Below are 12,437 nucleotides of genomic sequence, written 5' to 3' on the forward strand. Positions count from 1 at the left end.
GCTGGGAATCATCGGTTCCGAGTGACGGAAATCGCGATGCGCGCGGTGGGTCACGCGCCGGGCCCGGACACCGGGTGCCGCTCCCGCCCGGGGTCGTAGAGATGCGACTGCGCACAGTCGAGCGCGGGGGTCAGCGCCCGCCCGACCAGTATCACCGCGGCCTGCCGCAACCCCGCCGCCTCCACCCGGCCGGCGATGTCGGCGAGCGTCCCGCGCAGAATCCGCTGCTGCGGCTGACTGGCCCGGTAGACCACCACGGCCGGACAGTCGGCGCCGTACTCGTCCGCCAGTTCCGCGGCCAGTTCCCGGATCCGCGTGATCGCCAGATGCAGCACCAGACTGGCCCGCGTCCGCGCGAAATTCCCCAGCGCCTCGGACTCGGGCATCGCGGTCGAACGCGCCCGCGTCCGCGTCAGCACCACCGACTGCGCCACCTCCGGCACGGTCAGCTCACTGCCCAGGACCGCGGCCGCCGCCGCATACGCCGGCACCCCCGGCGTCACATCCCAGGAGATGCCCAAACCGTCGAGCCGCCGGGTCTGTTCGGTCAGCGCCGAATAGATCGACGGATCCCCCGAACACAGCCGGGCCACATCCTTGCCCGCGGCATCGGCCCGCGCACAGTGCGCGACGATCTCGTCCAGGTCCAGTCCCTGGGTATCGATCAGTTCCGCCTCCGGCGCGCAATGCGCCAGCACCTCGGGATCCAGATACGTCCCCGCATACAGGCACACCGGAGATGCCCGCAACAGCATCACCGCCCGCAGCGTGAGCAGATCGGCCGCCCCGGGCCCCGCCCCGATGAAATGCACGGTCATGCCCGGAGTCTAGGTGCCCGGCCGATCCCGGAAAGTTCAGCCCGGCCGCCCGAGTTCGACGCTGAGCGGGGGCAGGGTGGTGATCTCGTTGCCGCGCAGCTCCACCCGGGGCTGCGCGGCGTAAAATCATGCCCGGGGTCATCCACAACTTCGAAGGTGACCACGATGACGAAATTCGTTCAGACCATCGAGTTCAAGACCTCGCAGCTCGACGAGTTCAATCGCACGCTGGACCGGTGGCTCACTGCCACCGAGGGGACGCGGTCGGCGACGCACAGTATGGAAACCAGGGACCGCGACCACCCGGACACCTACCTGCAGATCGTGGAATTCCCCTCCTACGAGCAGGCCATGGCGAATTCCGCACTGCCCGAGACGACCGGATTCGCCGAAACCCTCGCCGCCCTGTGCGACGAGCCGGCGGTCTTCCGCAACCTCGACCTGGTGCGTGAGGACGACATGGACGGGGCAGCGAGGACATCGTTGCTGGTGAAGAACTTCGATGCCGCCGACGAGACGCGGGAATTCGAATCCGGCAGCGGGCGCCTCGAGGTCGTGCAGGCGCCCTCCGGCGCGGTCGGCCGGGCCGTCTTCGAACCGGGCTGGCGCTGGTCCACCCACGTCAAGCCGATCGCGGGTACCGACAGCTGCCAGGTCGCGCATATCGGCTACTGCGTGTCGGGGCGGATGCACATCCGGATGGACGACGGTACCGAGTGCGAGATCGGCCCCGGAGATCTCATGGAGTGCCCGCCCGGCCACGACGCCTGGACCGTCGGTGAACAAGCCTGCGTGGTGATCGACTGGGCCGCGGCCGCGGAGTACGCCCGGCGCCGCTGAGTTCTTCCGGCTACCCGGTCATATTCAGCCCACCGAGGATCTTGTCGGGGCGTACCCGTACGACCAGCTCGCCGGGGACGGCGTTGCGGCGGCCGAATTCCTCGGCACGGTCCGGGCCCATGTACCGCGCGGCGATGGCGGTGGCGGTGCGCAGGAGTTCGGCAGGGTCCTCGGAGAGCGTGGCGACGCCTTGCACCTGGAAATAGGCGTACGGCGGTTCGTCGAGGTCCACGCAGAGGGCGACGCGGGGGTCGCGCGCCAGCGCCTTGCCCTTGGCGGTGGTTGTGCCGGTGTTGAAGACCAGGTCGTCGCCGTCGAGGATGAACCAGACCGGATTGACGATCGGGCGGCCGTCGGAGGCGACCAGAGCCAATTTGCCGGTACGGGTTCCGGCGGCGAGGAATTCCCGCACTTCGGGATCGGTGATGGAAGGCATGAGCACACCCTAGGAAGAGGCGGCCGGTGGCGGGCCCCGACACGCGCCGACGGCCCCGGCCGCGATCGACATCGGGGCCGGGCGCGCTCGTCGCCGTTCAGATGGCCCCGCGCTCGCGCGCCCGCGCCACCGCCGACGTCCGCGATCGCACGCCCAGCTTCGAATAGATATGCACCAGATGGGATTTCACCGTCGTCTCGCTGAGGAACAGGTGTTTGCCGATATCGCGGTTGGAATGGCCGTCGGCGACCAGGCGCAGCACCTCGATCTCGCGGGCGCTCAGGGTCGTGTCCGGTTTGCGGACGCGGGTCATCAGCTTGGAGGCGACCGAGGGCGAGAGCACGCTCTCCCCCGCCGCCGCTCCGCGCACGGCGGCGAGGAGTTCCGGTGGCGGCGTGTCCTTGAGGATGTAGCCGCAGGCACCCGCCTCGATGGCGCCGAGGATGTCGGCGTCGGTGTCGTAGTTGGTCACCACCAGGACGTTCGGCGGCTCGGGCAGGGCGCGCAGGGCCAGGGTCGCGTCCACGCCGGATTTGCCGGGGCCGAAGCGCAGGTCCATCAGCACCAGATCGACGTGCGTGGTGGTGCAGAAGGCCACGGCCTCCTCGGCGGTGGCGGCCTCCCCGGCCACCGTGATGTCCTCGCCGGAATCCAGCAGGGCCCGCAGCCCGGCGCGGACGATGGCGTGGTCGTCGGCCAGCAGCAGATGTATCACGGCAGGTCCTCCCGCGAGATGAGCTCGGCGGCAGCGGTTTCCGAGTCGTGCAGCGGAAACGACACGGTGACGGCGGTATGTCCCGGTTCGGATTCGACGTCCATGACACCGCCCTGCTGTTCGACGCGGCTGCGCATGGCGTTGAGGCCGAAGGTGCCGCCCCCGAAGACCGCCGGATCGATACCCACACCGTCGTCGACCACGTCGAGATGGACGGCGTCGTCACCGTAGGTGAGCGTGATCCGCATCCGGTCGGCGCGGGCGTGCCGGACCACATTCGACACCGCGCCCTGCGCCACCCGCACCAGCGCGGCCTCGATGGGCATCGGCAGCCGCATCGGGGTCCCCTCGACCACCGTGCGGGCGCTCAGCCCGGGGCCCTCGGCACGCCGGGCGATCCGTTCGAGCGCATCACTCAGCGATTGCCCCTCGAGCACCGCCGGGGTGAGGTCGCCGATCAACTGCCGGGTCTCGACCAGGTTGTCCGCGGCGGTCTCGCGGGCGAGCCGGATCTGTTGCAGCGCGGGATGATCCGGCGCGTCGCGCTCGGCGGCGTGCAGCAGCATCTGGATGCTGGACAGTCCCTGGGCGACGGTGTCGTGGATCTCCTGGGCCAGCCGCTCCCGTTCGGCGAGTTTGCCGGCCGTGCGTTCACGTTCGGCGAGAGTGGCGCGGGTGGAGAGCAATTCGTCGATCAGCTGCTGACGGTCGGCGGCCTCCCGGAACAGCGCCCGATAACCCAGGCCGATCGCGATCGCGACGATCGCACCCAGCACCGGCCCGGCGATTCCCGGAACCGTCCACCCCTCGTGTAATCCCCACCCGACCACCGAGACGACCGTGGCGGCGACGACCGCGGCCAGCCCCCACAGTCGCGGCAGCAGATGCAGATAGAGAAAGAACAGCCCGAACACCAGGTAGACGGCCTCCGGAACCAGCACGATCAACGCCAGCCACAACACCGTGAGCCCGCCCAGCCACACCCGGGCGGCGACCGGACGCCCGCGCAGCAGTCCGCCCGCGAAGTACACGACCAGGAACAGCGCCGCGAGCACGATCACCGCGGCGGTGGGCCGGGTGCCGTCGTCACCGGGCACGGCCGCCCGCACCATCACCACGACCACCAGCGCCGTCATCAACACATGCAGTCCTACCTGCAGCGCGGCGAAAACCGGGGTGAGTGGAGAGCGGTGCACGCTGCCAGCTTATGCGCGGTTATCGGGGCGGCATCCATCGAAAGGTGGAATCGGCACCCCACCGTCGGGCGGTCGCGATGTGTCCGCGAAGGCGATGCCCACCGGCGGATTCACCGCGAGGGTGGGGATATGTTCGTCGCACTGCGAGATCTGCGGGCCGCCCGCGGCCGATTCCTGCTCATCACCCTGGTCGTCACCATGGTGGCCCTGCTGGTGAGCTTTCTGAGCGGACTCACGGCCGGGCTCGCCCATCAGAATATTTCCGCCCTCGAGCGGCTGTCCGGCGGCAGCGTCGTGTTCGCCGATACCGGCGCCGACCCGTCGTTCGATTCCTCGGCGTTGACCGGCGAACAGGTGCAGCGCTGGCAGCGAGCCGGGGGAACCGTCGATCCGGTGGGCATCGGCCGTAGCCAGGCCGTCCGTGACGGGTCCGCGCCGACCCAGGTGGCGATATTCGGCGTCGACGGCACGGCATTCGGCAATGAGGTGGTTACCCGCCCCGGCACCGTCGTGCTGAGTAAGGCCGCCGCCGTAGACCTCTCGGCCACCGCCGGTGAGCGCGTGTCGATCGGCGACCGGACCTTCACGGTCGCGGGGATCGGCGGCGACGACTGGTACGCGCACACCCCGGTGGTCTGGACGACGCTGTCCGACTGGCAGCAACTCGATCCGCGCGGCGGTGCCGCCACGATTCTGGTCGCCTCCGGCGTGCCCGGCGCCGATGCGGTGAACAGCGCCGCGCACACCCGCACGACGAGCGTCGACGGCGCACTGCAGGCGATCGGGTCCTATCGGGCCGAGAACGGTTCGCTCACGCTGATGACCGTGATGCTGTTCGTGATCTCGGCCCTGGTGATCGGTGCGTTCTTCACCGTCTGGACCATCCAGCGCACGCCGGATATCGCGACGCTGAAAGCACTGGGCGCCACCACGACCGCGCTGGTCCGCGACGCACTGGGGCAGGCGCTGATCGTGCTGCTCCTCGGTGTAGGCGTCGGGGTCGCAGTGACCGCACTGGCCGGGGCGTTCCTCGGCGGGGCGGTGCCGTTCGTGCTCAGTGCCGCCACGACCGTGGTACCCGCACTCGCACTCATCGGGCTCGGGCTGCTCGGCGCGGTGTTCGCCCTGCGCTTCCTAGTCACCACCGACCCGCTCACCGCGCTCAACAACTCTCGTTGATTCGATTACCGCACAGGAGCTTTCGATGACCACCACCCTGACCGTCTCCGATCTCACCCTCACTTTCCCCGACGGCGCCGGCCGCGTCACCGCCCTCGACCGGGTGGCACTGACCGTGCGCGGCGGCGAGATCGCGGCCATCACCGGGCCCTCCGGTTCGGGCAAATCCAGTCTGCTGGCGACGGTGTCGACGCTCGTGCGCCCGGATTCGGGCCGGATTCTGCTCGACACCTATGACGGCGGTGTCGACCTCGCCCTAGTGTCGCGGCGCGAGGCCACGACCCTGCGCCGGGAACGCATCGGGATCGTCTTCCAGCAGCCCAATCTCATTCCCGCCCTCACCGCGGTCGAACAACTCGAGGTGATGCGCCACCTCGGTGGCCGCGGCGTCGTCTCGCCGCGACTGCGACGCCGAACGAGGGACAAGGCGATGGATCTGCTCGATGCCGTGGGGCTGCGCGGTCACGAGAAGAAGCGCCCGGCACAGCTGTCCGGCGGTCAACGACAGCGCGTCGACATCGCCCGCGCTCTCATGCACGACCCCGCGCTGCTCGTCGTCGACGAGCCGACGAGCGCTCTCGACCAGGAACGCGGGGCCGCCGTCATCGACCTCATCCTCGGCGTCGTGCACACCCACGCCGCCGCCACCCTGCTGGTGACCCACGATCGCACCCACCTGCACCGCATGAACGCGGTCTACCGCATGGTCGACGGCCGGTTGTCGGTGGACGAGGCGGGAGAGCTCGCCGCCTGATCGACACCGCCCGGCGCGGGCTACGTCGCTCGTTTCCGCGCCGGCACCGCCGCATACCAGGTCAGCAGGTCCGGATTGTCCACCGCACTGCGTTCGACCACGCGATCCGGGTCCGCGCCCTGGAACAGTTTCTTGATCGGCACCTCGAGCTTCTTGCCGGTGCGGGTGTGCGGAATACCCGGGGCGGCGATGATTTCGTCGGGGACGTGACGCGGCGAGACCTCGCTACGGATCGTCGCGTTGATGCGATGTTTCAGCTCGTCGGTCAGTTCGGCGCCCGGGGCGAGGGTGACGAACAGCGGCATCCAGTAGCCGCCGTCGGGCTGTTCGGTGCCGATCACCAGGGCCTCGGCGATCTCCGGAAGCTGTTCCACCGCTTGGTAGATATCGGCCGAACCCATCCGGATGCCGTGCCGGTTCAGCGTCGAATCGGAGCGGCCGTGCACGACGACGCTGCCGTGATCGGTGACGGTGATCCAGTCACCATGTCGCCAGACACCGGGAAACATCTCGAAATACGCTGCGCGATACCGGCTTCCGTCGGGATCGTGCCAGAACGACACCGGCATGGAGGGCATCGGGGCGGTGATCACCAATTCTCCGACCTCGTCCCGCACCGGCCGCCCCGAATCGTCCCAGGCATCCACCGCGGCGCCGAGGAACGGCACCGACAGCTCACCCGGCCACACCGGCACCGTGCGCACACCGCCGAGGAACGCGGACACCACATCGGTGCCACCGCTGATGGAGTTCACGTGTACCCGCTCGCCGATGTTGTCGCGCAACCACAGTGCCGACGAGGGCGGCAGCGACGATCCGGTGATACCGACCGTGCGCAGCGCCGAGAGATCGTGGTCGCGCCGCGGCACCACCCCGGCCTTGATGCAGGCGAGCACATAACCCGGGCTGGTCCCGAGCACAGTGGTGCCGGTACGTGCCGCCAGGTCGAACAGCGAATCGGCGTGCGGGAAGGTCGGACTGCCGTCGTAGCAGACGATCGTCGCGCCCACCAGCAGGCCCGCGACCTGGAAGTTCCACATCATCCAGCTGGGGCTGGTGTACCAGAAGAAGACGTCGCCGCGTCCGATATCCGATTGCAGCGCAGCGGCTTTCAGATGTTCGAGCAGGACGCCGCCGTGCCCGTGCACGATCCCCTTCGGCAGACCGGTGGTCCCCGAGGAGAACAGAACCCAGAGCGGATGCGCGAAACCGACCGGCTCGGTGGACAATTCGGCGCCCTCGGGCGCGGCGACCGCATTCCAGTCCAGGGCGTCGGGCACCGCACCGCCGAGACGCGCCACCACGACGGTGGCGCGAACGGTCGGCAGCCCGGCCCGCAGGGCGGCGATATCGTCGCGCTTGTCGTGCGGCTTCCCGCCGAAGTAGTAGCCGTCGGCGGTGACCAGTACCACCGGCTCCAACTGCCCCAGCCGATCGAGCGCCGCCTTGGCCGAATAGTCCTGCCCGCAGGCACTCCACACCGCGCCGACACTGGCCGTGCCGAGGAAGGCGATCACGGCCTCGGGAATGTTGGGCAGATAGCCGACGACCCGATCGCCGAGTCCCACCCCGAGTTCGCGCAGCGTCGCCGCGAAGGAAGCGGTGCGGCCCAGCAGTTCCGCCCAGGAGATCTCGGTCAGACCGCCCTGTTCGCCGGCGTAGACGATGGCGGGCCGGTCGGCGCGGGCATGGCGGGCGATCTGATCGACGTAGTTCAGCAGTTGCCCCGGAAACCATTGCGCCCCCGGCATGTCGGCACTCGCCAGCACCGTGTCCGGCGCGTCGCCGAGCTCGAAATACTCCCACAGCGCACCCCAGAACCCGGGCAGATCGGTGATCGACCATTCCCACAGCGAGTGATAGTCGTCGAATTCTCGTCCGGTCCGGGCCCCGACGAATCGGGCGAAGTCGGCGACCCGCGCCGTTTCCAGGTCCCCGGCGTCGGGTTCCCACTGTGGCTGCGTCATGACTCTCCTAGGTCTGCCGGGCCCCGGCACGCTGCAGAATGCGCTCGGCGTGCCGGATCACCGGGCCGTCCACCATCCGTCCCTCGAAACTGAACACACCGCGATTGCTGGGCACCTCCGCCAGTACCCGGCGGGCCCAGTCCACTTCCTCGTCCGCCGGCGCGTAGGCGGCCCGGATCACCGCGAGCTGCTTGGGATGGATGGCGACCTTGACGTCGTAGCCGACCGCCACCGCCTCGTCCGATTCCGCGCGCAACCCGTCGAGGTCCGCGATATCGAGGTACACCGAGTCCAGCGCGATCTTGCCGTACGCCTTCGCCGCCAGCAACGCGGTCGAGCGCAGCTGCCGCGCCACATCGCGATAACCACCGTCGGCGCGGCGGCTGGAGTTGCCGCCGAGCCCGGCGACCAGATCCTCCGCCCCGGCCATCGAGGCGATCGCATTCGGTGCGGCCATGACCTCTTCGGTGCGCAGCGCGCCCAGCGGCGATTCGAACAGGGCGAGCACCTCGTAGTCCGACAGCAGCGAGAGCTGTTGTGCCGATTCGCATTTCGGCAGCATGACGCGACGATAGGGCGTCGAGGCCAGCGCGGTCAGGTCGGCGTCGAACTCGTGCGTACCGGCCGCGTTGACCCGGACCACCGTCCGCTCCGGATCGAGCGGCGTGGCCATCAGCACCTCACGCGCGGCCTCCTTGTCCCCGGCCGCGACGCCGTCCTCCAGATCGATGATCACGACGTCGGCCGCCGCGGCGGCCTTCTCGTAGCGTTCGCCCCGGTCTGCGGGACAGAACAGCCAGGCCGGCCCAGGGAGTTCCCAGTTCATCCGCTCTCCTACTCGCCGTTCGGGCGCATCCGCATCAGGGTTTGACGGACCGCGGTGGCCACCACATCGCCGTGCTGGTTGCGTCCGGTGTGCGCGAAGGTCGCGATCCCCTCACCCGGACGGCTTTTCGACTCCCGCTTGGCGGTCACCAGGGTTTCGGCGTACAGGGTGTCGCCGTGGAACATCGGCTTCGGGAAGGCGACCTCCGAGAAGCCCAGATTGCCCACGATGGTGCCCTGCGTCAGCTGCGTCACCGACAGGCCGACCAGCGTCGACAGCGTGAGCATGGAATTGACCAGTCGCTGATTGAACGGCGGCAGTCCGTCGGCGAAGGCCGCGTCCAGATGCAGCGCCTGGGTATTCATCGTCTGCGTGGTGAACGCGACGTTGTCCGCTTCGGTGATGGTGCGCCCGGGCCGGTGTTCGTACAGCACACCGACTTCGAGCTCCTCGAACCACAGTCCGCGCTGCACCACCCGGCGCACCGGCTCCATCGGCTCGCTCACAGTCCCAGCTCCCGTCCGATCAGCATCAACTGCACCTCGGTCGTGCCCTCGCCGATTTCCAGAATCTTGGAATCGCGATAGTGCCGGGCCACAGCATATTCGTTCATGAAGCCGTAGCCGCCGAAAATCTGGGTGGCATCGCGGGCGTTGTCCATCGCGGCCTCACTGGCGACAAGCTTCGCGATCGCGGCCTGCTTCTTGAACGGTTTGCCCGCCAGCATCAACGCCGCCGCGTCGTAGTAGGCGGTACGTGCGGCGTGCGCCCGCGCCTCCATTCGCGCGATCTTGAAGGCCACGGCCTGATTGCGGCCGATGGTGCGGCCGAACGCCTCCCGCTCACCGGCGTAGCGCACGCTCTCGTCGACACACCCCTGCGCCGCGCCGACCGACAGCGCCGCGATCGCGATCCGGCCCTCGTCCAGGATCCGCAGGAAGTTCGCGTAACCGCGGCCGAGTTCACCGAGCAGATTCGACTGCGGCACCCGCACGTCGGTGAAGCTCAGCGGATGGGTGTCCGAGGCGTGCCAGCCGACCTTGTTGTAGGCCGGTTCGGCGACGAATCCGGGAGTGTCGGTCGGCACCAGGATCGTGGAGATCTCCTTCTTGCCCTCCGACTCGCCGGTCACCGCGGTCACGGTCACCAGCCGGGTGATATCGGTGCCCGAGTTGGTGATGAACTGCTTGCTGCCGTTGATGATCCAGTCGTCGCCGTCGCGCACGGCGGTGGTGCGGGTACCGCCGGCATCGCTGCCCGCACCAGGTTCGGTGAGACCGAACCCCGCGAGCGCGCGCCCGGAGGTCAACTGCGGCAACCACTCCTGCTTCTGCCCCTCGTTGCCGAACCGATAGATCGGCATGGCGCCCAGCGACACCCCGGCCTCGAGCGTGATCGCCACGCTCTGGTCGATCTTGCCGAGTTCCTCGAGCGCCAGGCACAGCGCGAAGTAGTCACCGCCCATCCCGCCGTACTCCTCCGGGAACGGCAGGCCGAACAGGCCCATATCCGCCATGCCGGATACGACCTCGTACGGGAACGTATGGGCCGCATCGTGTTTCGCCGCCACCGGCGCGACGACCTGATTCGCGAAATCGCGGACCGTCAGCGCCAGCTCCCGGTACTCCTCCGGCAGCGTGCCGGTGGACAGGAAATCGCTCATGCCTGTGCCTCTTTCTGCTCGGTGTCCGATTCCTCGGGGCTCTCGGCGGGTTCGGCCGCGATCCGCGCCAGGAGCTGTTCGACCTGCACCTGGTCGCCCGCGGCGACCAGCAACTCCACCTTTCCGGCGACCGGCGCGGTCAAGGTGTGTTCCATCTTCATCGCCTCCACCACCACGATCGGGATACCGGCTGCCACCTCGGCGCCCGGCGCCACATGCACCGCGATCACCGAACCCGGCATGGGGCTGAGGATTTCGGCGTCGGTGAGCTGTTCGTCGCCGCCGCGCAGACTCGGTTCGGCCACCTCGCGCACGGCCGCGACACCATCGGCGCCGGCCACCCAGATCGGGCCGGCCTGTTCGGCGACGCGGTAGCGCAGCCGGATGCCGTCGAGGACGAGCGTCAGCACCGCGTCGTCGAGCTCGGCGGTCAGCGAACGTGGCAACCCGGTGTCCACCGCCACCCACGCGTCGGCGGGTGTGCCCGTAATCGCCACGTGCACAACGCGATCGCCACCTTCGAGCCGCAGCACCGTGGGCGCCGCGGTGCCGATGCGCCAGCCGTCCGGGATTTCCCAGGGGCCTTGCGGTGCGGCCGGCCACGCCCGCAGCCAGCGCGCCACCGCCGCGGCGACGAACTGGTCGTCGGTGACCGGGGCGGGCCGGAAATCTCCGGCGCGCCGATCCAGCAGCCCGGTGTCGAGATCACCGCGCAGCACATCGGGATCGGCCAGCAGGAACCGCAGGAAGTCGGTATTGGTTCGCACGCCGAGCACCTGGGTGTCGGCCAGCGCCTGATCCAGCCGGGCGATCGCGGTTGCGCGATCCGGGCCGTGCGCGATCACCTTCGACAGCATCGGGTCGTAGTCGCTGCCGATCACACTGCCGGTGCCCAGCCCGGAATCCACTCGCACCCCGGGCCCCTGCGGTTCGGCCAGCGCCAGCACGGTGCCGCCGGTGGGCAGGAAGTCGCGGCCGGGATCCTCGGCGTAGACGCGGGCCTCGACGGCGTGCCCGGTGAGCTGGATGTCGTCCTGTTCGGCGACGATCTTCTGCCCGCCCGCGACGCGAACCTGGCATTCCACCAGATCCACCCCGGTCACAAGTTCGGTCACCGGATGTTCGACCTGCAGCCGGGTGTTCATCTCCATGAAGAAGAACTCGTCCGGCCGGTCCGCGGAGACGATGAATTCGACCGTGCCCGCGCCCACGTAGTCGACGCTGCGGGCGGTATTGCAGGCGGCGGCGCCGATCCGGGCCCGAGTCTGCTGATCCAGCAGCGGCGAGGGCGCCTCCTCGATGACCTTCTGATGCCGGCGCTGCAGGCTGCATTCCCGCTCACCCAGATGCAGTACGTTGCCGAACCGGTCGGCGAGGATCTGCACCTCGATATGCCGGGGCGTGGCGACGAACCGCTCCAGGAACAGGGTGTCGTCGCCGAACGCCGCGGCGGCCTCCCGGCGCGCGCTCACCAGCGCCGCGGGAAGATCGGCGGGGTCGTCGACCCGGCGCATCCCCTTGCCACCACCGCCCGCCGACGGCTTGACCAGCACCGGATACCCGATTTCGGTTGCGGCCGAGATCAATTCGTCGTCGGTGAGGCCCGGCCGGGCGATCCCGGGCACGACCGGAACGCCGAAATCGGCGACCGCGGTCTTGGCCGCGATCTTGTCGCCCATGATCTCGATCGCCCGCACGGGCGGACCGAGGAAGACGATGCCCGCCTTCTCCAGCGCCGCGGCGAAGGCCGAATTCTCCGACAGGAAGCCGTAACCGGGATGCACGGCCTGCGCACCGGACCGCACGGCCGCATCGACCACCCGATCGATGTCGAGGTAGCTCTGCCGCGCCGGCGCCGGGCCCAGCCGCACCGCGACGTCCGCCTCGGCCACGTGCCGGGCGGCGACGTCGGCGTCGCTGTAGACCGCCACCGAGCGAATACCCATGGCGCGCAGCGTGCGGATCACGCGCACCGCGATCTCGCCGCGGTTGGCGACCAGCACGGTGTCGAAGGGCACCGGGTGAGATTTGTTCAGCATGGTG

General features: G+C 69.1%; 12 protein-coding genes. 3 read left to right on the top strand and 9 right to left on the bottom strand.

All coding sequences use genetic code 11. The annotated features are described in order from the left end of the window. Positions 1-50 precede the first annotated feature (50 nt). Positions 51-818 carry a precorrin-4 C(11)-methyltransferase gene (cobM, locus tag NMI01S_RS10140; protein WP_062995910.1) on the bottom strand — a complete coding sequence of 256 codons (768 nt, stop codon included), beginning with the start codon at positions 816-818 and terminating at the stop codon, positions 51-53. Positions 819-983: 165 nt separating this feature from the next. Between cobM and NMI01S_RS35830 the strand changes: the two genes are divergently transcribed. Beyond that, complete coding sequence (locus NMI01S_RS35830) at positions 984-1,658, top strand: cupin domain-containing protein (RefSeq protein WP_245716807.1); 675 nt, start codon at positions 984-986, stop codon at positions 1,656-1,658. A gap of 10 nt (positions 1,659-1,668) precedes the next feature. On the opposite strand, the gene NMI01S_RS10150 is transcribed toward NMI01S_RS35830, so the two are convergent. From NMI01S_RS10150 to NMI01S_RS10160, 3 genes are all read right to left on the bottom strand, one after another. Further along, on the bottom strand, positions 1,669-2,094 hold the full coding sequence (locus NMI01S_RS10150; protein ID WP_062995912.1) for a PPOX class F420-dependent oxidoreductase: 426 nt from the start codon (positions 2,092-2,094) through the stop codon (positions 1,669-1,671). Between the two features lie 97 nt (positions 2,095-2,191). Beyond that, positions 2,192-2,809: a response regulator gene (locus NMI01S_RS10155; protein WP_062995914.1), complete on the bottom strand. Its 618-nt coding sequence runs from the start codon at positions 2,807-2,809 to the stop codon at positions 2,192-2,194. Continuing rightward, positions 2,806-4,005 carry a sensor histidine kinase gene (locus NMI01S_RS10160; protein ID WP_062995916.1) on the bottom strand — a complete coding sequence of 400 codons (1,200 nt, stop codon included), beginning with the start codon at positions 4,003-4,005 and terminating at the stop codon, positions 2,806-2,808. Before NMI01S_RS10160 ends, NMI01S_RS10155 begins: the two co-directional genes overlap by 4 nt. A 129-nt stretch (positions 4,006-4,134) precedes the next feature. Between NMI01S_RS10160 and NMI01S_RS10165 the strand changes: the two genes are divergently transcribed. After that, the gene (locus NMI01S_RS10165; protein ID WP_062995918.1) at positions 4,135-5,184 is read left to right on the top strand and encodes an FtsX-like permease family protein; all 1,050 of its coding nucleotides are present in this window, start codon (positions 4,135-4,137) and stop codon (positions 5,182-5,184) included. Between the two features lie 25 nt (positions 5,185-5,209). Next, the gene (locus NMI01S_RS10170; RefSeq protein WP_062995920.1) at positions 5,210-5,938 is read left to right on the top strand and encodes an ABC transporter ATP-binding protein; all 729 of its coding nucleotides are present in this window, start codon (positions 5,210-5,212) and stop codon (positions 5,936-5,938) included. 20 nt (positions 5,939-5,958) lie between these two features. Here the strand turns inward: NMI01S_RS10170 and NMI01S_RS10175 are convergent, their stop codons facing one another. The 5 genes from NMI01S_RS10175 to NMI01S_RS10195 are packed head-to-tail and all read right to left on the bottom strand — an operon-like array spanning position 5,959 to position 12,433. After that, entirely contained in the window at positions 5,959-7,905 is a 1,947-nt protein-coding gene (locus tag NMI01S_RS10175; protein ID WP_062995922.1) for an acetoacetate--CoA ligase, read from the bottom strand. Positions 7,906-7,912: 7 nt separating this feature from the next. Further along, a complete protein-coding gene (locus NMI01S_RS10180) occupies positions 7,913-8,731 on the bottom strand; it encodes an HpcH/HpaI aldolase/citrate lyase family protein (RefSeq protein WP_062995924.1) in 819 nt (272 codons plus the stop codon). Positions 8,732-8,739: 8 nt separating this feature from the next. Then, entirely contained in the window at positions 8,740-9,225 is a 486-nt protein-coding gene (locus NMI01S_RS10185; protein ID WP_062996075.1) for a MaoC family dehydratase, read from the bottom strand. An 8-nt stretch (positions 9,226-9,233) separates the two neighbouring features. Continuing rightward, positions 9,234-10,394, bottom strand: a complete 1,161-nt coding sequence (locus tag NMI01S_RS10190; protein WP_062995926.1) for an acyl-CoA dehydrogenase family protein — start codon at positions 10,392-10,394, stop codon at positions 9,234-9,236. Next, a complete protein-coding gene (locus NMI01S_RS10195) occupies positions 10,391-12,433 on the bottom strand; it encodes an acetyl-CoA carboxylase biotin carboxylase subunit (RefSeq protein WP_062996073.1) in 2,043 nt (680 codons plus the stop codon). Before NMI01S_RS10195 ends, NMI01S_RS10190 begins: the two co-directional genes overlap by 4 nt. Between the last annotated feature and the right edge of the window lie 4 nt (positions 12,434-12,437).

The organism is Nocardia mikamii NBRC 108933, from assembly GCF_001613505.1.
In the GTDB taxonomy this organism is placed as follows: domain Bacteria; phylum Actinomycetota; class Actinomycetes; order Mycobacteriales; family Mycobacteriaceae; genus Nocardia; species Nocardia mikamii.